We start from the raw sequence: 25,816 nt of genomic DNA, 5'->3' as shown, positions 1-25,816 counted from the left end.
ACTCAGTTCCCCTAACGGAGCTTCGGGTCGAGGGCCTCGCGGACCGCCTCGCCGAGCATCACGAAGCTCAGGACGGCGGTGACGAGGAACGCGGAGGGGAAGAGCAACAGGTACGGCGAGACCCGGATGTAGTTCTGCGCCTCGCTGATCATGATGCCCCAGGAGACCACCGGGTTCTTCAGGCCGATGCCGAGGAACGACAGCGTGGCCTCCGCGCCGATGAACGAACCCACCAGGATCGTGCCGTAGACCAGCAGCGGCGCCAGGCAGTTCGGCAGCAGGTGCTTGAGGATGATCCGGCCGTGACTGGCGCCGAGCGCGCGGGCCGCGACGATGTAGTCGGCCTCCTTGGTGGCGAGCACCGAGGAGCGCATCAGCCGCATCGCCACCGGCCAGGTCAGCACGCTCAGGGACATGATGACTAGCCCCATGATCGTCCACTCGCCGTTGTCGGCGCCGGAGCCGTTGAAGGTGGTCAGGATGACGATCGAGCCGAGCACGAACGGCAGGCCGAAGAAGATGTCGGCGATGCGCGACAGCAGTGCGTCCACCCAGCCGCCGCGGTAGCCGGCGATGATGCCCATCGCGCCGCCGAACAGCAGCGTGAGGAGGGTGGAGACCACCGCCACCACGATCGACGCGCGGGCGCCGTAGATGACCCGGGCGTAGACGTCGCGGCCCTGCACGTCGTAGCCGAACCAGGCGGACGAGGAGGGCTCGACGCGGCTGCGGTCCAACGTTCCGTTCACCGCGTCGGTGGAGGTGAACAGCCAGGGGAAGGCCGCCATCACGAGGAAGAGCACGATGAACGACGTCGAGATCCAGAACAGCGGCTTGCGCCGCAGGTCGATCCAGGCGTCGCCGAGCAGGCCGCGGGGCTTCTGCTGCTTGGCGCTCTCCGGCAGGCCGGCGTTGGTCGGTGCGCCCGAACCGGCCTCGGTGGGCATCGTCGCGGGCGGCGTCGACACGATCGACGCAGAACTCGGGTCACTCATGCCCGCACCTCGTTGCGCTCGGCGCGGGCGTGGTTACCCGCGCAGACTGCTGGGACGATTCGATCGCTGCGGCGGTCACTCATAGCGGATCCTCGGGTCGAGGGCGGCGTAGAGCAGGTCCACCACCAGGTTCATCACGAGGTAGACGAGCACGAGCACCACCACGATACCGACAACGGTAGCGCTCTCCTTCGTGACGATCGAGCGCAGCACCTGCCGGCCGATGCCGTTGATGCCGAAGATGCCCTCGGTCACGATCGCGCCACCCATCAGCGCGCCCAGGTCGGTGCCGAGCAGGGTGACCACCGGAATGAGCGAGTTGCGCAGCAGGTGCACGCCGACGACGCGGCGCATCGGCAGGCCCTTGGCGATCGCGGTGCGGACGTAGTCGGCCCGCCGGTTCTCCGCGATGCTCGTCCGTGCGACCCGGGCGATGTACGCCATCGATGCGCTTCCGAGCACGAAGCCCGGCACGATCAGCTCGCTGAACCGCATCTCGTTGGACACGGTCGGGTTGATGATGCCCCACTTCACGCCGAGCAGCCACTGCAGCACGAAGCCGATGACGAAGACCGGCAGGGCGATCAGGAAGAGGGTGGACACCAGGACCAGGTTGTCCAGGAAGCCGTTGCGCCGCAGGCCGGTCAGGATGCCCGCACCGAGACCGATCACGGCTTCGATGGCGAGGGCGACCACCGCCAGCTTCAGGGTGTTCGGGTACGACGTGGCGATGATGTCGCTGATCTCGCGACCGCTGAACGTGATACCGAAGTCACCCTGGAGAAGGTTCTTCATGTAGGTCGCGTACTGCACCCAGATCGACTCGTCGAGGTTGTACTTCTCGGTCATCATGGCCCGGTAGTTCGGCGGGCAGCCACGGTCGCCGCACTTGCCGGCGAACGGGTCACCGGGCACTGACCAGACGAGCCAGTAGATCAGGAACGTCGTACCGATGAACACCGGCACGAGTTGCAGCAGCCGTCTCAAGAGATAACGGCCCATGGGGTGGTCCTCCAGACAGGGAGCGCCGGGTGAGCCGGCGCGGCGGCGACAACGTGCGAGGGGCCCGTTGTACGCCCCTCGCGGAACGGCCCCGGGCCGGGCTCACCGGTAGGCGAGCCCGACCCGGGGTCAGACCGTTCGGATCAGATCTCGACCGAGGTGATGTCGATCTCGCCGACGTTGGTCAGCTCCATCTTCTTGATCTTCTCGGAGTGGCCGGACTGCTGGCCACCGAAGTAGATCGGCATGGCGGGGACGTCCTGGTCGATCAGCTTGACGGCCTCAGCGAACTTCTTGTGGGCCTCCTCGAGGCTGGGGGCCGCGGAGGCCTCCTTGGCGAGGGCGTCCACCTGCGGGTTGCTGTACTTGCCGTCGTTCGAGGAACCACCGGTGACGTAGAGCGGGTTGATCCAGTTCTCCACGTCCGGGTAGTCCTGCTGCCAACCGGCCCGGTACGCGCCGGTCATCTTGTAGGCGTTGATGTTGGCGCGGAAGACCGCGAAGGTCGGCACGCCGACCGCGACCGCGTCGATGCCCAGGTTGGTCTTGATCTGCTGGGCGACGGCCTCCATCCACTCCTTGTGGCTGGCGTCCGCGTTGTAGGACAGGGTCAGCTTGCCCTGGAAGCCACCGGCCTCCTGGAGGAGCTGCTTGGCCTGGGTCGCGTCGAACTTGCAGGCGGTGCAGTTGCCCGGCTGGGCACCCGGGGTCAGCGGGTTGGCCCAGCTGTCAGCCGGCGTGCGGTTACCGAAGAAGATCTTGTCGGTGATCGCCTGGCGGTCGACGGACATCGAGATCGCCTTGCGCAGCTTCGGGTTCTGGAAGCGCTTGTCGTAGATCGGGAAGGCGATGATGCCGGTCGACGGGGTGGTCGAGGACATGGCCCGGTCGGCCAGGTCGGTCTTCCACTTGTCACCGGCCAGCGCCGAGACCGGAACCTGCTGCTGGAAGTCCAGGTTGCCGGCGAGCAGGTCGTTGTACGCCGCCGTGTCGTCCTGGTAGATCTTGACGGTGACGTCCTTGACCTTCATCTTGTCGCGCAGGCTGTAGTCGTCGAAGCGGGTCAGCTTGATCTCGACGTCGTCCTGCCAGGAGACGAGCTTGACCGGGCCGTTACCGATCGGCTTCTTGCCGAAGTCGGCCGCGGTGGACGAGAAGAACGCGTCCGGCAGCGGCATGAAGGCGCTGTAGCCGAGCTTGGTCGGGAACACGGCGGTCGGCGCGGCGAGCGTGACCTCGAAGTTCCAGTCGTCGACGACCTTCAGGCCCGACATCTCCTTGGCCGGCGGCTCCGGGGCCTTCTTCGCGCCCTCCGGGCCGTCCGGGTCCTCGGTGTAGACCTGGTCGAAGCCCTGGATGTCGGAGAAGAAGGAGGCGTTCTGCGCGCCGTTCGGGCCGTAGGCCGCCCAGTTCCAGGCCTTGACGAAGCTCTCGGCCTTGACGGTGGTGCCGTCGTGGAACTTGGTGTCCTGCTTGATCTTGATCTTGAAGACCTTGGAGTCGCTCGTGTCGATCGACTCGGCGAGCAGGTTCTGCGGCGCCCCACCGTTGTTGGGGTACTCGACCAGGCCGCTCCACATCCAGTCGATGATCGCACCGCCACCGGTCTCGGTGGTGTTCGCCGGAACCAGGGGGTTCTCCGGCTGGGTACCGTCGATGACGATGGCGCCATCCTTGCTGGCGCCGGTGTCGCCACCGTCGTCGTTACCGCTGGAGCAACCGGACGCGACGAGCGCGAATGCCGCGCCCACCGCGAGCGCGCCGCTCGCCCGCTTCGAGACTCTCATTCCGAGGGGCCTCCTCTTTCTAACCTGGTTCCGTCGTGAGTTTCACGCACGCTTGGGGGGTGACACCACCGACGGGCTGAACCACAGACCGCCGGTTTACCACAGAGCATTTCGGGACACCCCAGGGGTACCGATCCGCCGGGCGCCACACCCCTGGACATAGACACCGCGCAGGGCCGATGGTCACGCGGCGACGCGGATGGCGGCGTCACGCGACCGGAAGGCCCGACGAGATGCCTCACACCGGGGGGTGAGGTGTTGCCACTGTGACACCCACCGGCCCTTTCCGTGAAGGTGCCGTTATCAAGCCGTTAGTTGGTTGCCACGTTGCCGATACTTGAGAAAAGATCACAAAGCAGCTCAGCGGCAGGGCCCTGAACAGGAAAGACGGACACCCCGGGGTCGTTAACACCGCCGCCCGGGGGGAGCGGTTGAGAGTCAGACCACCCCGGCAGAGAACTCCGCCACACCGGCAGGCCCGGCATATTTTGTCCGTCCGGAGGATGCCGGACGGACTGTGCAGGCACCCCCGCCGGCCGCGGGGATGAGGTGTCGACTCAGACCAGGCGGCGGTCGGCGGCCCAGCGGGACAACTCGTACCGGTTCGACATCTGCAGCTTGCGCAGGACGTTGGAGACGTGCGTCTCAACCGTCTTGATCGAGATGAACAGCTCCTTGGCGATCTCCTTGTAGGCGTACCCACGGGCGAGCAGCCGGAGCACCTCGCGCTCCCGGTTGGTGAGCTGGTCCAGCTCGGGGTCGGCCACCGGCGCGTCCGGCCGGGAGGCGAACGCGTCGAGCACGAACCCGGCCAGCCGCGGGCTGAACACCGCGTCGCCGTCGGCCACCCGGCGAATCGCGTCGGTCAGCTCCTCCGGGGAGATGGTCTTCGTCACGTACCCTCGGGCGCCGGCCCGGATCAGCCCGATCACGTCCTCGGCGGCGTCGGAGACGCTGAGCGCCAGGAACCGCACCTGCGGTTGGGTACGCCGCATCGCCTCCAGCACCGCGCGGCCCCCGCCGTCGGGCATGTGCACGTCGAGCAGCACCACGTCCGGCCGGGTGGCCGCGATCCGGGTCACCGCCTCCGCCACCGAACTGGCCTCACCGACCACCTCGACACGCGTGCCCAGCTCGGCGCGGACGCCGGCCCGGAACATCGCGTGGTCGTCGACGAGGAACACCCGCAGCGGCCCTCGCGGCGCCGCGCCCTCGACCGGTTCCTGTTCGGACATGTCACCTGTCCCTTTCCACAGTGGGACCGGGGCCGGTGATCGGCAGGATCAGCCGCACCTCGGTCCCCTCCCCCGGCTCGGACCGGATCTCCGCCCGACCGCCGTGCCGCTTCATCCGTCCGATGATCGACCCCCGGACGCCGTGCCGGTGATTCTCCACCGTATCCGGGTCGAAGCCCTTGCCCCGGTCCCGGACGAACACGCTCACCTGCTCCGGCTCCACCTCCGCGTAGAGCGACACGGTCCGCACCCCGGCGTGCCGGGCCGCGTTGACCAGGGCCTCCCGGGCGGCCGCCACGAGCGCGCCGACCCGCTCGTCGGTCTCCCGGTCGCCGACCACCACCGCCTCGACCGTGATGGCGAACGTGTCCTCCACCTCGGCCGCGGCCTGCTCCAGGGCAGCCGCGAAGCGGTCGGTCGGCGAGGCGGTGGGCTTGTAGAGCCAGTTGCGCAGCGACCGTTCCTGACCACGGGCCAACCGCTGCACGGTCTTGACGTCGGTGGCGTTGCGCTGGATCAGGGCGAGGGTGTGCAGTACCTGGTCGTGCACCATGGCGGCGAGTTCCGCCCGCTCCTGCTCGCGGATCCGACCCTCCCGCTCCGACCGGAGCTGGTTCCAGGTCCGCCAGAGCATCGGGCCGGTCACCACGCCCACGCCGGCCAGGCCGACCAGCGCGAAGATCACGCCGTTGAGCACCGCGTCGACGTTCTGCGCCGGCGAGTAGACCGCGGCCACCCCGATGATGCCGACCGCGACGAGCACGCCGCCGCCGATGAAGCGGAGCACGAACGCCCGCCTGTCGCTCTCCTCCACCACCGCGCCCAGCCACGGCACCGCGGAGTCGCCCCACTGCCGGCGCCGCTCCGGCCCCGACTGGTGCCAGATGACGCCGGCACCTACCGCGATGATCGCCACCAGCCAACCGGCGGTGCCCGCGGCGCCCACCGAGTTGAAGGCGAACACCTGCAGCAGCAGCACGCACAGGCCGATCGCCACGAAGGGCAGCAGTTGGGCGAGGTCTCGACGCGGCGGAGCGGCCTTGTCACCCGGCCGCGGCGGGACGACTGCCCAGAACGCGGCGTAGAGCAGCAGTCCGAGACCACTCAGCCCGAGCAGCACCATGAACGCCATCCGCACCCGGAGCACCGGGATGCCCAGGTGCTCGGCGATGCCGGCGGCCACCCCGGCGGCCATCCGGCGCTCGGTGGCGCGGTAGAGGCGCGGGGCTTGCGGGGCGGCGGTGCTGCTGATCGGAGGCTCCCGGGTCGAGTCGCAGGGGTCGGCTACGGCCGACGCTGCGATCGTCACACGGCGGCAACCCCGCCGGCCACGGGGACGCCCCGGACTTCACCTGCGACGGATCTCAGGGTGGCGTCAGGGTCGGGTCCTGAGGCCACCCGGGCCGTGCGGGCCGCAGTATCGGAGGCATGACCGAGGACGCTGCCCGTCCGCCCCGCCCCTGGGCGGCAGCACAGGACGCCCCGCCCCCGCCCCCGCCCGGCGCCGCACCTACCCACGGACCGATCCCGCCCACCGGTGCGGGCGCGTCGTTCGCCGGCCCACCCCCCGGCGGGTACGCCCCACCGCCCGGCGGGTACCTCCCACCGCCCGGCGGGTACGCCCCACCGCCCGGTGCCGCCGGCTTCACCACCCGGTACGGGCTGGTCCGCCCCCGCCAGGGCCGCTATCTGGCCGGAGTGTGCGCCGCCATCGGCCGCGCCACGAACACGGACCCGGTGCTGTGGCGGGTCCTGCTGGCCGTGCTCGGTTTCTTCGGCGGCATCGGCGTCATCGTGTACGTCGCCGGCTGGCTGATCATCCCCGGCGAGGGGGACACCGCCTCACCTGTGGAGGCCATGCTCGGCCGCGGCCGGTCCAGCATGTCCCCGATCACGGTGATCGTGCTCGGCATCGTGGTCGCGGTCGGCTTCGCGTACGTCGTCACCGACGGCTTCCGAGCCATCCTGCTCGGCGCGGTGATCCTGGTCTGCGGAGCGTTGCTGCTCAACCGCGAACAGCCCGGTTCGCCCCGGCAGCCGGACGCGTTCACCCCACCGGCTCCCCCCGGCGCCTGGCCCACGCCACCGGCCGGAGCCGGGGACCCGACCGTGGGCCCCGCCTCGGCGGCGCACCAGCCGGTCAAGGTCGGCTCGCCGGTACGCCCCGCCGGCTGGCCGGTCAGCCCCGGGCCCTCGACCCTCGACCCGTTCGGCGACCCGCCCGCCGGCGACCCGCCCGCCGGCGACCCGCTCGCCGGGCACCCGGAGCCGGGCCACCCGTCGGAGCCGGCCCACTCGCCGACGCCCGGCGGCGAGCCGGACCGCCCGCCGGTCGCCGAGCCGGACCGCACCGTCCCCGTCGCCCCGGTGGGCTTCCCGGCGCTGCCGGCACCGGGCTGGCCCGCCGCGGCGGGCACCCGACCCTCCGGTTCCGAGCCGGTGACCGCCGCGATGCCGGCCCCGGTCGCCCCGGTCGACGGCCGCGTCGCCTGGCCCGCGCCGCCCGCCATCGGCGCTCCGCTCGACGAGCCGGCCGCCGTACCACCCCCCACCCCGGTGGGCACACCGCTGCTCCCCGGCGGCTACCGTCCGCCGTTCGCCCCGCACGGCCCGTACGCCGGGTCACCGCCGCCACCCGACCGCCCGGCCCGGCCACCCCGACCGCCGAAGCGGCCGAAGGAACGCTCCCCGCTCGGTGCGATCACGTTCTCGCTGATCTTCCTGGCGCTGGGCCTGGTCGCCATGGTCGACCTGCTCGACGTCTTCCCGGTCGGCGCCGCCGGATACTTCGCCGCGGTGCTCGCCACCATCGGCCTGGGTCTGCTCGTCGGCACCTGGTTCGGCCGGGCGCGCTGGCTGATCGCCCTCGGACTGGTCACCGCGGCGGCGCTCGGCATCGCCACCGTCGCCGAGTCCTACGACCGGGTACGCGGTGTCGACGGCGACGTCACCTGGGCACCCACCGACCTCCGCGACCTGGCCACCCGTTACGAGAACAACATCGGTGACGCGGTGCTCGACCTGCGGGCGATCAACTTCGACGGCCAGGAGATCCAGGTGACCGTGGACGTGAACCTCGGTAACGCGACGGTGGTCGTACCGCCGAACGTCGACGTCACCACGGTGGCCGACGGCAACGCCCGGGAGATCTCCGTGTTCGGCAAGCGCAGCGGCGGTTTCGGCGGTCGTCCGTACGAGAGCACCGACACCGGCGCCGACGGCCCCGGCGGGGGCAAGCTGCGCCTCTACGTACACGTCAACGCCGGCGACCTGGAGGTGACCCGGTGAAGGCCCACCGCACCGATCTCGTGTCGTTCTTCTTCGGGCTCGTCTTCCTCGGCCTGGCCACCTGGTGGCTGCTGGCCCGGATCATGGGGTTGGCCGTGCCGCCGGTCGGGTGGTTCCTGGCCGGCGGGCTGGTCCTGATCGGTGTGCTCGGGCTGCTCGGAGCGTTGCGTTCCAGCCGCGCGCCGGAGGGCTGCGGGACGCCGAACTCGCCGGAGGTGACGGTCGCCGTGCCGTACCGGGACGACGCCCCGGCCGACGACCTCGCCGGGCCGGGCCGGGCCGGGCCGGCCGACGAGTGGAGCACCGGGGCCACGACCGACGTGCCCGAGCCGGCCACCCGCGAGTTGCCGCCGGTCGACGCGGCGCCGGACGAGCCACGGGTGCCGGGCCGTACGCCGGAGGGGCCGGCGGCCTGACCGCGCCGCTACGCCCGGCTCCGGACGCGGCCTATGCTGGTCGGGGAGATCCCGTCTCCGCCGGCCGGCCCGCGCCACCTGAGGATCCAGCCGGACCTGCCGGCCGCGTCGCCGGAGCGGACCCGTCCGTTCTCTACCGCGTCAGGAGCTCGCCCGAGATGACCCAGTCCCCCGCCGTGCGCGTCACCGCCCCCTCCGGTGCCGTCCGCATCGGCGAGCGCGCCGCCCGCACGCTCGTCAGCGAGTTCGCCCGGCGTAACGACCCGAAGACCGTTCTGCTGGTCGGCGCGACCCCGGAGTCCGCGGTGCTGGCCGCGGCGATCGAGGCGCTGCTGCCCGGCGACCGGCTCACCGTGGTGCCGGCCGAGGGCGCCGCGGCGGTGGCGCTACGCGAGCACGTGAAGGCTCAGGGCCGTTGGGTCGCCGACCGGGTACGCGTCGTCGAGGCCATCGCCGAGGCGGACGCCGCCGCGGTCGTGGTCGCCGCGGAACCGTTCACCGGTACCGCCGAGGAGGCCCGCACCGCGATCGACGGCCTGGCGAAGTACCTCGCCGAGGGCGGGGTGCTGGGCGTGGCCGCACCGCTGTTCCGCACCGAGGGCGCGGACGGTGAACTCGACCGGCAGAGCGTGCTGCACGGCGTCCGCACCGACCTGGTGCTGCGCAACTCCCCGCCGGTACGCGTACACCACCTGCGTTTCACCCCGGCGCCCACCGCGCTCGCCGCGTCGCTGTCCCCGGCGTACCGGCCGTCGAGTGTGCCGTTGACCCGGGGGATGCACATCGACTCCAACGGTGTGGCCGCGGCCGGCATCACGCTCGGCCTGGCCGCCCTCGCCCGGGCCGCGCGGCCGAAGTCCCGGCTCTGGCTGGTGCCGGCGTTGGCCGCCGCCCCGGTGGCCGCGTTCTTCCGGGACCCGGAGCGGGATGTGCCGGAGGACCCGTCGGCCGTGGTCGCCTCCGCGGACGGGCAGGTCCTGTCCGTGCAGCGCCTCCACGACGAGCGTTTCGGCGACGGCGAGTGGCTGCGGGTCGCGGTGTTCCTGTCGGTCCTGGACGTGCACGTCAACCGTTCGCCGGTCGCCGGCAAGGTGGTCGACTACTTCGTCGCCGACGGTGGGTTCGTCAACGCCATGAAGCCGGACGCCGAGCACAACGTGGCCGCGTACACGGTGTTGGACACCGACCACGGCACGGTGGTCGTGGCACAGCGCACCGGGCTGATCGCCCGCCGGATCGTGCAGCGGGCGCCGGTCGGCTCGCTGCTGGCTCGGGGCGAGCGGTTCGGCCTGATCCGGTTCGGCTCGCGGACCGACGTCTACCTGCCGGCCGACGCCGCGGACCCGCTCGTGGGCCCCGGTGACAAGGTGGTCGGCGGCGCCACGGTCATCGCCCGCTGGCGCTGAGGCGCGGACAGACGAAAGGGCGCCGCTTCCGCGGCGCCCTTTCGGTCGTGCGTCGGGTCAGGCGGCCCGGCGCTGGTGCAGCCAGAGCAGCGGCCCGCTGACCAGGTAGCCCACCACCACGAGGACGAACGTGAGCCGGATGTCGACAAGCGCGCCGACCACCGGGAGCAACCAGAGCCACGGCGGCAGCTTCAGCAGCCGGGCGAGCTTGGCGTAGGGGAAGCTCGACACCATCGCGAAGGCGAGCAGCGCCACGCCGGCGACCATCGCCAGGCCGGGGACCGGCACCCCGATCGCCACGGTCAGGGCGAGCACCGCGGCGGCCATCGTGGTCGGCACACCGCAGAAGAAGCGGCCGTCCTTCGGCGAGACGTTGAACCGGGCGAGCCGGACGGCCGCGCAGGCGGCGACCAGCGCGCAGGCGACAGCGGCGGCCGCGGCGGGCGCCGAGCCGGCGAGCGAGGCGTAGACCACGACCGGCGCGGCGAGACCGAACGAGCACATGTCGGCGAGCGAGTCCATCTGCGCGCCGAACGGGCTGGCCACACCGAACTTGCGGGCCAGCGCGCCGTCGAGGCCGTCGAACACGACGCACGCGATCAGGCAGACCGCGGCGATCCGGACCTCGCCCTGCATGGCCAGGAAGATGGCGAACATGCCGAGCATGAGGCTGCTCAGGCTGCACGCGTTCACCAGGGCGAACTTCATCCGACGGGCGGCCGTGCGCTCGCCCGGCAGCAGCGGGATCGACATCGCCGGGGACTCGTCGACAGGCGCGGCCGGGGCGGGTGCCGGGTTGCTCGGGCGTACCCGGTCGGCGTCCCGTCGGGCGTAGCGGAGCCGCTGGCGGTCGCCGTAGCGGTGGTCGGGGGTGACCAGGTCGGTTCCCGGCCCGGTGAGGTCGTCGCGGCGACCCACCCGGACCAGTAGCACCTGGCGGGCGAACGTGCTGCTGCGGCGCAACCTGCCCGCCCAGCGACGCCCTGCGGGGCGCGGACTGTCAGTCGTACGACGCCGGCGCCATGGGGCTCTCGGCACGCTTCCTCCATCACCGGATCGGCTGGCCGCCCACGACGGGGCGGGTGTCCGGCTGTCTCGTGCCGGACCTTGCGGGCCCGGCAGCCTTTTTGCGGAGTACACCATTGCATAGGGAACTGGGGGTTGGCGATAGCCGTCGACGGTGCTTATATCCGCCTCAACGGTGCTAACCGCCCACTTATTCCCATCTCGGGCTTCGACGCCCATTTCCTCGACCAGCCTGTCTCTGACTGTACCGGAGATCACCCAGGGCGGCTCGGGGAGCGATTCAGCTCACCCGCCGCCCGGTGGCCCGCGCCGCCACCTCGGTCAGGAACAGGGAGCTGAGCTGCTCCGGCGCGAACCAGGCCGCCCGCGCGGTCGAGCCCCCGGCCACCTCCGTCACCACCGCCTCGGTCGGCGCGTCCACCAGAACCCGGTAGATCACCCGGACCCCGTGCCAGTTCAGCGGGCGGCCCTCCGGGCCGAGCGCGGCCGGACTGTGCAGGTTGTCCACCCCGATCAGGTCGACCACGCGCCCCACCTGCCCGGCCTCCTCGACCAGTTCACGCAACAGCCCGGCGGCCGGCTGCTCACCGTGGTCGGTGCCCCCACCGGGCAGGTGCCAGCGACCCGCACCCGGATAGCCGTCGGCGATCATGGTCAGCAGCACCCGGTCCGCCGAGTCCGTGACCAGCCCGTACGCGGCGAAACGCTGCCGGCGGTCGGCGGTCGGGCCGGCGGGCGGAGCCGGCAGTGCGCGGGGCGGGGCCGCCGGCAGCGGGGACGCGGGCAGGCCGAGCAGGTCGGCGGTGAACGGCATCAGCGGCCGGCCCGCCACCTCGTCCGGGGTGAACCAGCACACCTCGTCGTTGTCGCCGGCCGGCTCGGGCCGCAGCCGTCCGCCACGCGCCTCGACCTCGAAGATCAACCGGTCGGTGTGCAACGCGACCCGTTCGGCGGCGAACACCGCCACGTCGGCGAGCGCGGCCCGGATCGGGCCGGCCGCGACGGTCAGGCCGGTCTCCTCGGCGAACTGGCGCACCACCGTGTCGGCCGGGTGCTCGGCGTGCGCGACGCCGCCGCCCGGCACCCGCCACACCCCCGGGTACGGGGATCCCGCCGCCCCACGTGTCAACAGCACCCGCCCACCGGCATCCCGAAGGACCCCGTAAGCCGCCACCTGCCGCCGCTGCTCCACGACCCGCACCACCGTCCCGTCGCCCACCCACCGGTCGATCATGAGGCTAGCGGTTTCCAGGCGGACACCTCGCCCCGCCGACCACGTGGTCGGCGGGGCGGTCGGTGGGTCAGAGGAGGTGGGCGGCCTGGACCGCTTCGGCCGTCACCTCGGTGAGCCGGTCGGTGGGCAGGGCGCCGAGCTCCTCGCGGCCGAACCAGCGGGCCTCGCAGGTGGAGCCACCGACATCGGTCACGGTGGCCGGCGCCGGCTGGTCGACGACCACCCGGTAGAAGGCGCGCACACCGTGCCAGTCGATCGGGTAGCCCTCCGGGCCGAGCGAGGCGGCGTCCCGGTGACTGGCCACCCCGAGCAACTCCACCAGGCGTCCGGTCTGCCCGGTCTCCTCGACCAGCTCCCGGATCAGCGCGGCGCCCGGCTGCTCGCCGTAGTCGGTACCGCCGCCCGGCAGGTGCCAGCACCCGGCGCCCGGGTAACCGTCGGACACCCGGGTCAACAGGATCCGTTCGTCCGGGTCGGTCACCACCGCGTACGCGGCGAAGCGCTGCGCCCGGTGCAGCCCGTCCGGGCCGGGCACGGCATAGAACGAGGGGAACTCGGGCACCTCCTCCGGCACGATGTCGTCGGTGGAGGTGGGCAGCCCGAGGGCGCGCGCGGTGAACAGCCGCAGCGGCAACTCCCGGGCCTCGTCGAGGGTGAACCAACGGGCCAGGTCGGTGGGGCGGTCGACGCGCTCGGTGAGCGTCCCGCCGCGGACCGAGACGGTGTAGAGCAGCCGGTCGGTGTGGATGGTGATGTGCCGCTCCGGCAGGGCCCGCATGTCGGCGAGCACGTCCTGCAGGCCGGCGACCGCGACGGAGAGCCCCGTCTCGGCGGCGGTCTCGCGGACGACCGTGTGTTTGGGGTCCTCACCGTGGTCCACGGCACCGCCGGGGAGCGACCAGGTGCCGGGGGTGCCGGAGCGCTCCGATGCGCGGACCAGCAACACTCGGCCGTTCGAGTCAGCACAAACTGCGTATGCCGCGATCCTGCGAAGCGGCTCCAGTGAGGTGGTCACGGGGTCAAATTCTCCCCGGAACGGGTTACCGACATCGAAAAGAGTCAGATTCCTGACTCTTGTCTGGCACCTCAGGGACAGCTCAGGGTAGGCGTCCGGGCGGTCACCGAGGCCGTCCGCCCCGCCACGCGGGACCGTGGAGACATGACCACCTCGCAGCCCTCGCCGACCCCGTACAAACAACTCCGTCGACCCGTCAGCGACCGCATGGTCGCCGGGGTGGCCAGCGGCCTCGGCCGCTACTTCGCCGCCGACCCCACCCTGATCCGGGTCATCTTCGCGACCGCCACGGTGCTCACCGGCGGTCTGGCCTCGCTCGCGTACCCGATCATGTGGTTCCTGATGCCCGAGGAGCCGGCCGACGCGCCCGCGTGGCCGCACCCGCCGGGCACCGCGCCGGGCTGGCCGCCGGTGCCGCCGACCGCGCCCCGAACTGACGCCGGGCCGCCGCCGGCGTGACCCGGCCTCACTCCCACTCGATGGTGCCCGGTGGCTTGCTCGTCACGTCCAGGACCACGCGGTTGACCTCGGCGACCTCGTTGGTGATCCGGGTCGAGACCCGGGCCACCACGTCGTAGGGCAGCCGAGACCAGTCGGCGGTCATCGCGTCCTCGCTGGAGACCGGGCGCAGCACCACCGGATGACCGTAGGTGCGCCCGTCGCCCTGCACCCCCACGCTGCGCACGTCGGCCAGCAGCACCACCGGGAACTGCCAGACACCCCGGTCCAGGCCGGCCGCGGTCAACTCCTGACGGGCGATCAGGTCGGCCTTGCGGAGCACCGCGAGGCGCTCCTCGTCGACCGCGCCGATGATCCGGATGGCCAGGCCGGGCCCCGGGAACGGGTGCCGCCACACCATCGCCTCCGGCAGCCCCAACTCCAGCCCGATCGTCCGGACCTCGTCCTTGAACAGCGTGCGCAGCGGCTCGACGAGCGCGAACTTGAGGTCCTCGGGCAGGCCGCCGACGTTGTGGTGGCTCTTGATGTTGGCGGTGCCGGTGCCGCCGCCGGACTCCACCACGTCCGGGTAGAGGGTGCCCTGCACCAGGTATTCCACGTCGCCGTGCGCGGCGATCTCCCGGGCGGCAGCCTCGAAGACCCGGATGAACTCCCGGCCGATGATCTTGCGCTTCTGCTCCGGGTCGGTCACCCCAGCCAGCGCGCCCAGGAACCGCTCCCGGGCGTCGACCACCTTCAGCTTGATGCCGGTGGCCGCGACGTAGTCCTTCTCCACCTGCTCCGCCTCGCCCGCCCGCAGCAAGCCGTGGTCGACGAACACGCAGGTGAGCTGGTCACCCACCGCACGGTGCACGAGCGCCGCGGCGACCGCCGAGTCGACACCGCCGGACAGCCCGCAGATGACCTCCTTGTCGCCGATCTGCTCCCGGATCCGCGACACCTGCTCGTCGATGATGTTCGCCGGCGTCCAGGTCGGTGCGATGCCGGCGATGTCGTACAGGAAACGGGTGAGCATCTCCTGGCCGTGCGCGGTGTGCCCCACCTCCGGGTGGAACTGCACACCGGCCCGACGGCCGGGCACGTCCTCGAACGCGGCGACCGGCGCGCCCGCCGACTCGGCGGTGACCGTGAACCCGGCCGGCGCCTCGGTGACACAGTCGCCGTGGCTCATCCACACCGGCAGGTCCGCCGGCAGGTCACGCAGCAGCACCCCCGGCTCGGTCAGGCGCGGGCGCAGCGGGGTGCCGCCGTACTCGCGGTTGCCGGTGCGGGTGACCGTGCCGCCGAGCGCCTGGGCCATCGCCTGGAAGCCGTAGCAGATGCCGAAGACGGGCACGCCCGCGGAGAACATCCCGGCGTCGATCTGCGGCGCGCCCGGCGCGTAGACGCTGGCGGGACCGCCGGACAGGATGATCGCGGCGGGATCCTTCGCCAGCATCTCGGACACCGGCATGGAATGCGGGACGATCTCCGAGTAGGCCTTCGCCTCCCGGACACGACGCGCGATGAGCTGGGCGTACTGGGCTCCGAAGTCCACCACGAGGACAGGGCGAGGCGTGCTCATGTGGGCAAAGCCTACCGACAGTCACCGGGCGCGCGGACGCACCCCGGCGGTGTGGCGGGGCGAACGTGTCAACAGGGGTCCCCTCCTCTACCGGAGGCGTTAACAAGGGGCCCTTCCTTTCACCGCAGGGCGGCGGGAGCGTGCGGGGGGACCGCCGGCCGGTGCGGCGGGACCGACTCCACCCGGGTGTACGCCGAACCGAGCGCCGGGCGCGGGTCGACCTCGCCCCTGTTGGGCCAGAACGACATCGCCCGCTCGGCCTGCGCGGTGATCGTCAGCGACGGGTTGACGCCCAGGTTCGCCGAGACCGCCGCGCCGTCCACCACGTGCAGCCCCGGGTACCCGTACACCCGGTGCCACGGGTCGACGACCCCCTCGTCGGGCGTGGCGCCGATGACCGCGCCCCCGAGGATGTGCGCGGTCACCGGGATGTTGAACGGCTCGGTGACCGCCCCGCCCGGGGTGCCGCCGATCTCCTCGGCGAGCAGCCGGACCGCGGCGTTGCCGGCCGGGATCCAGGTCGGGTTGGGCGCACCGTGACCCGGGCCGGAGACCAGCCGGCCCCTGCGGTAGCGGGTGGTCAGCGAGTTGTCGACCGACTGCATGACCAGTGCGATCACGGTGCGCTCGGACCAGCGGCGTACGGACAGCATCTGTGCCGCCAGCCCGGGTTGCCGGACGATGCTGCCCAGCCAGCGCCGCACCCGGCGCGGCCCGCCGTCGACGAGCAGCGACTGGAGCAGGCCCATCGCGTTGGAGCCCTTGCCGTAGCGGACCGGTTCGATGTGGGTCTGCGGGTCGGGGTGGAACGAACTGGTGATCGCCACCCCCTCGGTGAAGTCGAGGCCGCGCCGGCGGGCCGCGCCGGGTGCCACCGAGGCGCCCAGGATCGCCTCCGAGTTGGTCCGGGTCAGGTCGCCCAGCCGCGGCGAGAGCGCCGGCAGCGCGCCCGTCGCCTTCATCCCGTGCAGCAGCCGCTGGGTGCCCAACGCGCCGGCCGCGAAGACCACCTGCTCGGCGTGGATCACCTCGCGGCGCTTGCGCAGCCAGGCGCCGGTGCGCTCGGTGTGCACCGTGTAGCCGCCGGCCGGGTCCGGGCGCACGGCGGTGACCGTGGTCAGCGGATGCACCTGCGCGCCGAGCCGCTCCGCCAGCCAGAGGTAGTTCTTCACGAGTGTGTTCTTGGCGCCGTGCCGGCAGCCGGTCATGCACGAGCCGCAGTGGCTGCACCCGGTGCGCTCCGGCCCGGCCCCGCCGAAGTACGGGTCGGCCACCCGCTCGCCGGGCCGCCCGATGTGCACCCCGACCGGCGTGGCGTGGAAGGTGTGCGACACCCCCATCCGCTCCGCCACCGCCCGCATCGCCCGGTCCACCCGGGTGTCGACCGGGTACGTGGTGACCCCCAGCATCCGCTTCGCCTGGTCGTAGTGGCGGGCCAGCTCGTCGCGCCAGTCGGTGATGTCCCGCCACTGCGGGTCGGCGTAGAACGCGTCCAGCGGTTCGTAGAGCGTGTTCGCGTAGACGAGCGACCCGCCACCCACCCCGGCGCCGGAGAGCACCAGGACGCCGCCACCGGCCCGACGGTCGGCGGAGCGGAGCAGGGTGATCCGCTGGAGCCCGAAGCAGCCGAGCCGGGGTGCCCACAGGAACCGGCGGGCTCGCCAGGACGTACGCGGGAAGTCCTCGTCGGCGAAGCGCCGCCCGGCCTCCAGGACCCCCACCGAGTAACCCTTCTCGGCCAGTCGGAGCGCGGTGACGCTGCCGCCGAAGCCCGAACCGATGACGACCACGTCGTAGCGCATGCACGCATCATTACCGACCGGTAGCTATGGCGCCAGCGAGTGTTTTTCGCAGATCATGCAGAGCGCTCGACCGCCCGGAGCCCATCGATGCAACCCAGGGCATCCCGGACGCGTCGAATCGGACGGGGAGAGGACGACGCCGTGGAGAGACGACGCCTGCTGGGCCTGGCCGCGCTGGTGGTGCTGCTGCTGGTCACCGCCGGGGCGGTGGTGGGCACGCGACTGGTGGCGGACCGTCCGGCCGCCCCGGTCGCCGACCCGACGACACCACCCCCGCCCTCCCCCACGCCGGCCCCGACCACCGCCAGCCCCGCACCACCGCCCGGCGCGGACCTGACCGGCCCGCTCAACCTGCTGCTCGTCGGCGTCGACACCCGGGTCAGCATCCCCGGCTGGGAGCCGCACGCCGACGCCGTGCTGATGCTGCACGTGCCCGCCGGGCTGGACCGCGCGTACCTGTTCTCGCTCCCCCGCGACCTGGTGGTGGACATCCCCGCCTACCCGAAGGCCCGCTACCCGGGCGGCCGGACCAAGCTGACCCACGCGATGAGCTACGGCAGCCGGGTGCCGGGCGACAAGGCCCACCCCAGCACCGAGCAGGGGTACGAGCTGCTGCGCGCCACCGTGTCCCGCTACACCGGGCTGCGCATCGACGCCGGCGCGGTGATCACGTTCGGCGGGTTCGACCGGCTGGTGGACACGCTCGGCGGCGTCGACCTCTACGTCGACCAGCGGGTCGCCTCCCGGCACCGCCGGCCGGACGGCGCCATGCGCACGCTCACCGGCGGCGGATACGTCGGCCCGCAGATGGTCTACGAGAAGGGCACCCGCCGCCTGACCGGCTGGCAGGCGCTCGACTACGCGCGGCAGCGCTACACCGCAGGTGGCGACTACACCCGGCAGCGGCACCAGCAGCAACTGCTCCGGGCACTGGCCCGCAAGATCCTCAGCCAGGGCACGGCCCGCGACCCGCAACGGGTCGAGCAGGTGGTCGCCGCGCTGGGCCGGACCCTGGTCTACACCGGGGGCGGACGGAAGCTCATCGACTTCGCGTACGCCCTCGGTGGCCTGCCGGCCGACCGGCTCACCCTCGTCGGGCTGCCCGGCGCCGGCGTGGGCAGCGGCGGCGCGTACCGCGGTGAGCAACTCCAACCGCTCGGTCGGGACTTCCTCACCGCCCTGCGCCGTGGGCGGGCGGAGCCCTTCCTGGCCGCCCACCCGGCCCTGCGGGTCAGGAACTGAGCCGCCCGGCGGGGCTCAGAGGGCCTTCGGGGTCGGCGGACGCTCGGTGCCGTAGAGCCAGGGGTCGAACACCTTCGCCAGGTCCCTGTCGGAGACCCGCTCGGCCAGCGCCACGAAGTCCGCGATGGTGGCGTTGCCGTTCTTCCGTTCCGCCGCCCAGGTGCGCAGGATGCGGAAGAACGCGGCGTCGCCCACCGCCACCCGCAGCGCGTGCACGGTCATCCCGCCCCGGTCGTAGACCGACCGACTGAACAGGTTCTCCACCCCCGGCCGGCCCGGCGGCGTCCGCCACACCTGCGTGGAGGCGTTCGCGAACATCTGCTCGAACGTGCGTTGCACGGTGGACGTGCCACTGTGCTCCGCCCACAACCACTCGGCGTACGTGGCCAGCCCCTCGTTGAGCCAGATGTCCTGCCAGCGCTGGATCGACACGCTGTCGCCGAACCACTGGTGGGCCAGCTCGTGCGCGACCACACCGGTGTTGTCGCCCTGCCGGAAGAAGTTCGCCGAGTACACCGGCCGGCTCTGCGTCTCCAACGCGTAGCGGACCCGGTCGTCGGCGACCACCACACCCCCGTACGCGTCGAACGGGTACGGCCCGAACACGCTCTCCAGGTAGTCGGCGACCTCCACGGTGCGGGCGATCGACCGGTCCGGGGCGCCCTCGGCCAACCGCGTGCTGACGGCGTGGTACACCGGCCGTCCCTTGTGCTCCCCCGAGGTGACCCGGAACTTCCCGATCACCACAGTGGTCAGGTAACTGGCCATCGGCGCGCCCTCCGACCACCGCCAGGTGGTCCAGTCGCCGCTCGTCGTCCTCGGCTTCGGCACCCCGTTGGAGACCGCGGTCAGTCCCTTCGGCACGGTGATCTCGACGTCGTAGGTGGCCTTGTCCGACGGGTGGTCGTTGACCGGGAACCAGGTGCTCGCCGACTCCGGCTGCCCGAGCGCGATCGCCCCGTCGTCGGTGTGCAGCCAGCCGCCCTCGCCGAGCGCCTCGGTGCGCAACGCCTCCGGCCGCCCGTCGTAGCGGATCTCGGCGACGAAGCCGTTGCCGGAGGTGAGGCCGGTGGCCGGGGTGACGACCAGCTCGTTGTCGGTGCGGCTGTGCTGGGCCTTGGCACCGTCCACGGTGACCGAGCGGACGGTCAGCCCGGCCAGGTCCAGGTTGAACGCGGACAGGTTGGCGGTGGCGGTGGCCCGCAGCGTGGTGACCCCGGTCAGCTTGTCGGTGGCCGGGTCGTAGCGCACCTTCAGCGTGTAGTGCGCGACGTCGTAGCCGCCGTTGCCGTACCGGGGGAAGTAGGGATCGCCGACACCTGGCGCACCGGGCGCGAACCCGCGGGTGGCCGACGGCGACGCGGTCGCGGACGACGGCGGAGCCGGGTCCGGTTCGGCCGATCCACAGCCGGCCAGGAGCGTTCCGCAGGCCACCAGTCCCAGCAGTCGTCGTCCCCCGCGCCGCGTCATCGCCTCGATCCTTCCCGGAGCCCGCACGGCGGCCCTCCCCGCGGGCCGTTCCGCCCGCGGCAGCCTACCCAGCGACGGTCACACGCACGTCACGGCGGCACGGGCGCCCACCCGGCGAGCCTAGACGCGCGGCGGCGCGGGCGGGGCCGGAACCCGCACCCGCGCCGCGCGGTGTTCAGCGGTCGAGGACCAGGCCGACCTTCTGGAACTCCTTGAGGTCGCGGTAGCCGCACTTGGCCATCGCGCGGCGCAGGCCGCCGAAGAGGTTGAGCTGCCCGTCCGGCTCGTCGGCCGGGCCGAACAGCAGCCGCTCCATCGAGCCGAGCGGCTCCCCGGCCACCTCGAACGCGCCCCGGGGCAGCGACGGGTGACTGGCCGCGGAGTGCCACCAGGCGCCACCGGCCGGGGCCTCCTCGCACAGCGAGAGCGGCTCGCCGAGCATCACCGCGTCCGCGCCGCAGCCCAGCGCCTTGGCCACGTCGCCGGAGGTCTGCATGTCGCCGTCGGCGATCAGGTGCACGTACCGGCCGCCGGTCTCGTCCAGGTAGTCGCGGCGGGCCGCGGCGGCGTCGGCGATGGCGGTGGCCATCGGCACCCGGATGCCGAGCACCGACTCGGTGGTCGACCAGTCGTCACCGCCGATGCCCACGATCACGCCGGCCGCGCCGGTACGCATCAGGTGCAGCGCGGTCTTGTAGTCGGTGCAGCCGCCGACGATGACCGGCAGGTCCAGGTCGGCGATGAACTCCTTGAGGTTCAGCGGCTCGTCGGTGGTGGAGACGTGCTCGGCGGAGACCAGGGTGCCCTGGATGACCAGGATGTCCACCCCGGCGTCCAGGATCACCGGGGCCAGCGCCAGGGTGTGCTGCGGGGACACCCGCACCGCCACCGTGCCGCCGCCGGCCCGCAGCTCGCGCACCCGCTCGGCGATCAGGTCGGGGCGGATCGGCTCGGCGTAGACCTCCTGGAGGCGCTTGGTCGCCCGCGCGTCCTCGCCGAGGCCGGCCAACTCCTCCAGCACCTTGCCCGGGTTCTCGTAGCGGGTCCACAGCCCTTCGACGTTGAGCACGCCGAGCCCGCCGAGCTGGCCGAGCCGGACCGCCGAGGCGGGGCTCATCGTCGCGTCCGAGGGGTGCGCGACGCAGGGGATGTCGAACCGGTACGCGTCGAGCTGCCACGCGGTGGAGACGTCGTCGACGTCCCGGGTGCGGCGGCTCGGCACGATGGCGATGTCGTCCAGGTGGTAGCCGCGCTGCGCGGTCTTGCCCAGCCCGATCTCGACCACGTCACGCATGGGGACTCCAGATGGTTGGGGGTGGTGGGTCAGCGGGTGTGGTAGTTGGGCGCCTCGACGGTCATCTGGATGTCGTGCGGGTGGCTCTCCTTGAGCCCGGCCGCGGTGATCCGGATGAGCTGGCCGCGCTGGTGCAGGTCGGCGATGGTCTCCGCACCCGCGTAGCCCATGGCCAGGCGCAGGCCGCCGGTGAGCTGGTGGGCGACCTGGGAGAGCAGGCCGCGGTAGGGCACCTGACCCTCGACGCCCTCCGGGACCAGCTTCTCGTCGCTCGTCACGTCCTGCTGGAAGTAGCGGTCCTTGGAGTAGGACTTGACCTGCCCGCGCGACTGCATGGCGCCGAGCGAGCCCATCCCCCGGTACGCCTTGTACTGCTTGCCGTTGACGAAGATCAGCTCGCCGGGGCTCTCCTCGCAGCCGGCCAACAGGCTGCCGAGCATCACCGTGTCGGCGCCGGCCACCAGGGCCTTGGCGATGTCGCCGGAGTATTGGATGCCGCCGTCGCCGATCACCGGCACGCCGGCCGGGCGGGCGGCCCGGGCCGCCTCCATGATCGCGGTGATCTGCGGTACGCCGACCCCGGCGACGATCCGGGTGGTGCAGATGGCACCCGGGCCCACGCCCACCTTCACGCCGTCCGCGCCGGCCTCGACGAGCGCCCTCGCCCCCGCGTAGGTGGCGATGTTGCCACCCACGATGTCGATGCTCACGTCCCGCTTGAGCCGGGCGACCATCTCCAGAACGGCCCGCTGGTGGCCGTGCGCGGTGTCCACGATGAGCACGTCCACCCCGGCGTCGACCAGGACCCGGGCCCGCTTGTAGGAGTCCTCGCCGACCCCGATGGCGGCGGCGACGCGCAGCCGGCCGGCGTCGTCCTTGGTGGCGTCCGGGTACTGCTCGCTCTTGGTGAAGTCCTTCACCGTGATCAGGCCGCGCAGCTTGCCGACCCCGTCGACGATCGGCAGCTTCTCGATCTTGTGCTGGCGCAGCAGCCCGAGCGCGTCGTCCTTGCTCACCCCGACCGGGGCGGTGATCAGCGGCGTCCGGGTCATGATGTCGCGTACCGGCGTGGCCGGGTCGGAGACGAAGCGCATGTCCCGGTTGGTCACGATGCCGACCAGCTGGCCCTGCCCGTCCACCACCGGCACACCGGAGATGCGGTAGCGCCCGCAGAGCGCGTCGACCTCGCGCAGCGTGTCGTCCGGGCTGGCGGTGACCGGGTTGGTGATCATGCCGGACTCGGAGCGCTTCACCAGGTCGACCTGGAGCGCCTGGTCCTCCACCGAGAGGTTGCGGTGCAGCACGCCGATGCCGCCCTGGCGGGCCATGGCGATCGCCATCCGCCCCTCGGTGACGGTGTCCATCGCGCTGGACAGCAGCGGCACGGTCAGCTCGACGTTGCGGGTCAGGCGGGTCCGGGTGTTGACCCGGCTGGGTACGACGTCCGACTCGCCCGGCTGAAGGAGCACGTCGTCGAAGGTCAGCCCGAGCGGCACCACCCGGGCCGAACCGGCCGGCAGCTCGGGCAGATGGCCACCCAGCTCCCCGCCGTCGACGCCGGCCGGGATCTCGGTGCTGGGCGAATTCTCCACGATTGCTCCCCTGAGCTGGTCGAACGGGCTGCAGCGAGGCGGCGCGCGGGGGCACCGGCGTGCGCCGGGTGACGGCGCGTCGCCTCATCGTACCCACTGGCCTGCTCCGCCCCGGGCAGCGGCGGGCCCGGGGGTAGGCCGGACCACAGCGGGCCCGGGGGCGGGCTTTCCGGCGGCGCGGGGTCTACGGTGAGGGGGTGCACGAGGAGCCCATCGACCCGTTCAACGGCGACCCCGCCGATCCGGCTGCCGGCCTGCACGACACCGGCGACGAGGACGCGCTCGACCCGCTGACCGAAGGCGAGCGGCAGGACGTCCTGGAGGATCTCGCCGATCTGGAGATCTACCAGGCCCTGCTCCAGCCGATCGGGGTCCGTGGCCTGGTGATCGAGTGCGAGGACTGCCGGGAGCCGCACTACTTCGACTGGGACCTGCTGCGGGGCAACCTGCGCCATCTGCTCAACTCGGGGCGTCCCCGGGTGCACGAGCCGGCCTTCGACCCCGATCCCGACCACTACGTGAGCTGGGACTACGCCCGCGGCTACGCCGACGGCGTGCACGACACGCTCACCGAGGGCACCGACGAGACCGCCGAGGGCTGAGCCCGTCCGGGTCAGGCCACCAGGCCGGCCCGGAACCCGGCGGCCACGGCGTGCGCCCGGTCGCGGGCACCGAGCTTGCGGAACAGCCGGCGGGCGTGTGTCTTGACCGTGTCCTCGGAGACGAACAGCTCCCGCCCGATCTCCGCGTTGCTCTTACCCTCGGCCATGCCGAGCAGCACCTGAAGCTCCCGCTCGGTGAGCCCGGTGGCGCTGCGCGGCGAGCGCGCCGACCGCTGGACGGCCGGTTGGGCCGCCTCCGCCCCGTCGGCCACCGGGTCGTTGGGGTCCTCGCCCCGCTGCACCGGCACCATCGTGGGCGGGCCGGCCGCATCCACGGCCGCCGCGGGCCAGCCCGGCCCGCCCGGGGCACGCCCCGGCGTCGCCGTCCGGGTCGTCCCGCCGACCGCCGCCGCGTCCCGGGCGGGATCGGTCACCCGGTGGCGGTTGTTACGCCCCGGGGCCGACAGCAGCAGCAGCGCCTTGGCGACCGCGCTGGTCAGGTCGTGGTCCACGTTCTGGATCAGACCGCGGGCCCCGGCGCTGATGGTGGCCGCCGCCGACTCCGACTCCTCGACGCCGAGCAGCAGCACCGCCGCCTGCGGGGCGCGGGCGAGCACCCGGCGGACGAAGCCGGCGCTGTCCGGTCGGGTCAGGGCGGTGTCGGCCAGCACCACGTCGACCGGACGCTCAGCCAACCGCAGCATCACCTCCGGGTCGGAGACGGCCGTCCGGACGACGCCGGACAGCCCGAGCCGCGCCGCCGCGGACGTCAGATGCTGGGCCGCCAATGGTGTCCGAACGCACACAAGAACACTACTCACAGTGGTCTCCTCTCCGACTCAGAGCAGACCACGCGGAGGTGCTCTCGGGAGGGGGTTCCGGGCAATCATTCGAACTTTTCCGACAGATGGGGCATATGCCACCGGCTGTCCGAGCTTTTCGATCACACATGTGTGAGCCGCCAACGACCCGGGTACCGAGGGCTTCATCCGGAACCGGCATCCCGCGCGGACCGCCGCCCGGTAGCTGGCCACGAACATCATCCGCGGTGCCGCGCGGGAGGAGGGGTGCTGATGTCGAACGTACGTAGGCTGCCTGGACCCATTGTCGACCTGTGGGACTGGCAGCGGCTCGGTGCCTGCCGCGGCCGCGACAGCGCCCAGTTCTTCCACCCGGACGGCGAGCGGGGCTCCTCCCGGCTGCGCCGGGAGACCGGCGCCAAGACGGTCTGCCGTGCCTGCCCGGTGCGCGCCGAGTGCGCCGCCCACGCGCTGTCCGTCCGCGAGCCCTACGGCGTGTGGGGCGGCTTCAGCGAGTCGGAGCGACTGCGGCTGCTCGCACTCGGCTGGGAGGACCTGGCCGACCGGCGGCAGAGCCGGGTGGACATCGACCGGCTGGAGGCGCGCCTCGGCCGCTCGCACAAGAGCGCCGTCCCCGATCAGCGCAAGGTCGCCTGAACCGTCACGATCCTCGACCGCCGCGCCCCGGGCTTCCGGGGCGCGGCGGTGTCGTAGGCCGAGGGGTCGATCGGCCCCGAGCGGCAGGACCCTGGTGGCGGGCGGGTCACCTCACGGGGGCGACCTTGCTCGCGGGCGGCACGATGACCTGCACCGGGGCGCCGTAGTCGGTGAAGGTCACGTCGGCGTCGAACAACATGTACGCGGTCGAGGACTTGACCTTCAACCGCACCGGCCGGTTGTCCTCATCCGTCCACAGGACGACGCCGAACGTCGACCCGCCGGTCTGCTTCGCCCACGCGGTCAATTCCTGACCCAGGCGTTCATGCTCGACGAACACGTCGACGTCGTACCGCACCGTGGCGCCCGGCACGCTCGCGTCCACGGCGCTCTCGATCCGCTCCACCTCGGACAACCCCTGGTCGAGCAGGAACGACGGGTCCCACAGCCAGGACATCGCCACGGCCAGCCAGTCTCCCTGGACCGGCTCGTCCAGTTTGCCGCCCGCGCTCCGGCCCACCTCGAACCACTGCTTGCCGGCCGGCGGCTTCCACCGCGAGGAACGGAGGTACGCCCTGTCGGCCTCCGCCACCGCGGTCCCATCGATGTCGGACGTCGGCACCATGTCGTTGCGGAACGTGTAGGAGAAGGAGGTGGCGAGATCGACGACCGTCTCCGCCTTGCCGGTCAGGAGACCCCCCTCGGACAGTTTGACCTTGAACGACGCCCGCACCGTCTTCGCGCTCCGTACGGCCTCGGCGCCGGCACGCAACGCCGTGGTCGCCGACGAGTCCTTCGTCGTCGGAAGGTCATCGCCTCCGCAGCCGACCAACGAGACGACACTGACGATCACGACACCCAGCCGCGCCATCCCCCGCATGATGTGCACCCGATCCCCCGTTTCGATGATCACACCGACGGCCGCAGGCT

22 protein-coding genes are annotated in these 25,816 nt (G+C 72.2%); 7 read left to right on the top strand and 15 right to left on the bottom strand.

Annotated elements, in window-relative coordinates; translation table 11 throughout:
* Window positions 1-11 precede the first annotated feature (11 nt).
* From ACLQ2X_RS09435 to ACLQ2X_RS09415, 5 genes are all read right to left on the bottom strand, one after another.
* Window positions 12-995, bottom strand: coding sequence for an ABC transporter permease (locus ACLQ2X_RS09435; RefSeq protein WP_425680581.1), 984 nt, complete (start codon window positions 993-995; stop codon window positions 12-14).
* Window positions 996-1,070: 75 nt separating this feature from the next.
* Complete coding sequence (locus ACLQ2X_RS09430; protein WP_425680580.1) at window positions 1,071-1,997, bottom strand: ABC transporter permease; 927 nt, start codon at window positions 1,995-1,997, stop codon at window positions 1,071-1,073.
* Window positions 1,998-2,140: 143 nt separating this feature from the next.
* Entirely contained in the window at window positions 2,141-3,784 is a 1,644-nt protein-coding gene (locus tag ACLQ2X_RS09425) for a peptide ABC transporter substrate-binding protein (RefSeq protein ID WP_425680579.1), read from the bottom strand.
* 557 nt (window positions 3,785-4,341) lie between these two features.
* Window positions 4,342-5,019: a response regulator gene (locus ACLQ2X_RS09420; RefSeq protein ID WP_425680578.1), complete on the bottom strand. Its 678-nt coding sequence runs from the start codon at window positions 5,017-5,019 to the stop codon at window positions 4,342-4,344.
* 1 nt (window position 5,020) lies between these two features.
* Entirely contained in the window at window positions 5,021-6,271 is a 1,251-nt protein-coding gene (locus tag ACLQ2X_RS09415; RefSeq protein WP_425680745.1) for a PspC domain-containing protein, read from the bottom strand.
* 176 nt (window positions 6,272-6,447) lie between these two features.
* Between ACLQ2X_RS09415 and ACLQ2X_RS09410 the strand changes: the two genes are divergently transcribed.
* The 3 genes from ACLQ2X_RS09410 (at window position 6,448) to ACLQ2X_RS09400 (ending at window position 10,129) form a co-directional block, all read left to right on the top strand.
* Complete coding sequence (locus ACLQ2X_RS09410) at window positions 6,448-8,307, top strand: PspC domain-containing protein (protein ID WP_425680577.1); 1,860 nt, start codon at window positions 6,448-6,450, stop codon at window positions 8,305-8,307.
* A complete protein-coding gene (locus tag ACLQ2X_RS09405) occupies window positions 8,304-8,723 on the top strand; it encodes a hypothetical protein (RefSeq protein ID WP_425680576.1) in 420 nt (139 codons plus the stop codon). The genes ACLQ2X_RS09410 and ACLQ2X_RS09405 overlap by 4 nt, the downstream gene beginning before the upstream one ends.
* A 158-nt stretch (window positions 8,724-8,881) precedes the next feature.
* A complete protein-coding gene (locus tag ACLQ2X_RS09400; RefSeq protein WP_425680575.1) occupies window positions 8,882-10,129 on the top strand; it encodes a phosphatidylserine decarboxylase in 1,248 nt (415 codons plus the stop codon).
* 57 nt (window positions 10,130-10,186) lie between these two features.
* Here ACLQ2X_RS09400 and ACLQ2X_RS09395 read toward each other — a convergent pair whose 3' ends face one another.
* From ACLQ2X_RS09395 to ACLQ2X_RS09385, 3 genes are all read right to left on the bottom strand, one after another.
* Entirely contained in the window at window positions 10,187-11,092 is a 906-nt protein-coding gene (locus tag ACLQ2X_RS09395) for a CDP-alcohol phosphatidyltransferase family protein (protein WP_425680574.1), read from the bottom strand.
* A gap of 343 nt (window positions 11,093-11,435) precedes the next feature.
* On the bottom strand, window positions 11,436-12,389 hold the full coding sequence (locus tag ACLQ2X_RS09390) for an NUDIX hydrolase (protein WP_425680573.1): 954 nt from the start codon (window positions 12,387-12,389) through the stop codon (window positions 11,436-11,438).
* Between the two features lie 67 nt (window positions 12,390-12,456).
* A complete protein-coding gene (locus tag ACLQ2X_RS09385; RefSeq protein WP_425680572.1) occupies window positions 12,457-13,404 on the bottom strand; it encodes an NUDIX domain-containing protein in 948 nt (315 codons plus the stop codon).
* A gap of 144 nt (window positions 13,405-13,548) precedes the next feature.
* Between ACLQ2X_RS09385 and ACLQ2X_RS09380 the strand changes: the two genes are divergently transcribed.
* Entirely contained in the window at window positions 13,549-13,863 is a 315-nt protein-coding gene (locus tag ACLQ2X_RS09380) for a PspC domain-containing protein (RefSeq protein ID WP_425680571.1), read from the top strand.
* Window positions 13,864-13,870: 7 nt separating this feature from the next.
* Here the strand turns inward: ACLQ2X_RS09380 and guaA are convergent, their stop codons facing one another.
* Window positions 13,871-15,427, bottom strand: coding sequence for a glutamine-hydrolyzing GMP synthase (guaA, locus tag ACLQ2X_RS09375; protein ID WP_425680570.1), 1,557 nt, complete (start codon window positions 15,425-15,427; stop codon window positions 13,871-13,873).
* Between the two features lie 119 nt (window positions 15,428-15,546).
* Window positions 15,547-17,229 (bottom strand): FAD-dependent oxidoreductase, encoded by a 1,683-nt coding sequence (locus ACLQ2X_RS09370; protein ID WP_425680569.1) that lies wholly within the window; start codon window positions 17,227-17,229, stop codon window positions 15,547-15,549.
* A 141-nt stretch (window positions 17,230-17,370) separates the two neighbouring features.
* On the opposite strand from ACLQ2X_RS09370, the gene ACLQ2X_RS09365 reads away from it, so the two are divergent.
* On the top strand, window positions 17,371-18,471 hold the full coding sequence (locus tag ACLQ2X_RS09365) for an LCP family protein (protein ID WP_425680568.1): 1,101 nt from the start codon (window positions 17,371-17,373) through the stop codon (window positions 18,469-18,471).
* 15 nt (window positions 18,472-18,486) lie between these two features.
* Here the strand turns inward: ACLQ2X_RS09365 and ACLQ2X_RS09360 are convergent, their stop codons facing one another.
* From ACLQ2X_RS09360 to guaB, 3 genes are all read right to left on the bottom strand, one after another.
* Window positions 18,487-19,941 (bottom strand): M1 family metallopeptidase, encoded by a 1,455-nt coding sequence (locus ACLQ2X_RS09360; protein ID WP_425680567.1) that lies wholly within the window; start codon window positions 19,939-19,941, stop codon window positions 18,487-18,489.
* A gap of 175 nt (window positions 19,942-20,116) precedes the next feature.
* The gene (locus tag ACLQ2X_RS09355) at window positions 20,117-21,235 is read right to left on the bottom strand and encodes a GuaB3 family IMP dehydrogenase-related protein (RefSeq protein ID WP_425680566.1); all 1,119 of its coding nucleotides are present in this window, start codon (window positions 21,233-21,235) and stop codon (window positions 20,117-20,119) included.
* Window positions 21,236-21,264: 29 nt separating this feature from the next.
* Window positions 21,265-22,827, bottom strand: a complete 1,563-nt coding sequence (gene guaB / locus ACLQ2X_RS09350; protein WP_425680565.1) for an IMP dehydrogenase — start codon at window positions 22,825-22,827, stop codon at window positions 21,265-21,267.
* A gap of 197 nt (window positions 22,828-23,024) precedes the next feature.
* On the opposite strand from guaB, the gene ACLQ2X_RS09345 reads away from it, so the two are divergent.
* Window positions 23,025-23,429: a DUF5319 domain-containing protein gene (locus ACLQ2X_RS09345; RefSeq protein ID WP_425680564.1), complete on the top strand. Its 405-nt coding sequence runs from the start codon at window positions 23,025-23,027 to the stop codon at window positions 23,427-23,429.
* Window positions 23,430-23,440: 11 nt separating this feature from the next.
* Here ACLQ2X_RS09345 and ACLQ2X_RS09340 read toward each other — a convergent pair whose 3' ends face one another.
* Complete coding sequence (locus ACLQ2X_RS09340; protein ID WP_425680563.1) at window positions 23,441-24,250, bottom strand: LuxR C-terminal-related transcriptional regulator; 810 nt, start codon at window positions 24,248-24,250, stop codon at window positions 23,441-23,443.
* A 252-nt stretch (window positions 24,251-24,502) separates the two neighbouring features.
* Here ACLQ2X_RS09340 and ACLQ2X_RS09335 point away from each other — a divergent pair, with 252 nt between their 5' ends.
* A complete protein-coding gene (locus ACLQ2X_RS09335) occupies window positions 24,503-24,886 on the top strand; it encodes a WhiB family transcriptional regulator (RefSeq protein WP_425680562.1) in 384 nt (127 codons plus the stop codon).
* Window positions 24,887-24,992: 106 nt separating this feature from the next.
* Here the strand turns inward: ACLQ2X_RS09335 and ACLQ2X_RS09330 are convergent, their stop codons facing one another.
* Window positions 24,993-25,757, bottom strand: coding sequence for a hypothetical protein (locus tag ACLQ2X_RS09330; RefSeq protein ID WP_425680561.1), 765 nt, complete (start codon window positions 25,755-25,757; stop codon window positions 24,993-24,995).
* Between the last annotated feature and the right edge of the window lie 59 nt (window positions 25,758-25,816).

The organism is Micromonospora sp. DT31 (assembly GCF_049841795.1).
Classification (GTDB): domain Bacteria; phylum Actinomycetota; class Actinomycetes; order Mycobacteriales; family Micromonosporaceae; genus Micromonospora.
The sequence above is the reverse complement of the archived record's forward strand: the minus strand, read 5'-3'. Positions and strand labels throughout refer to the sequence as shown.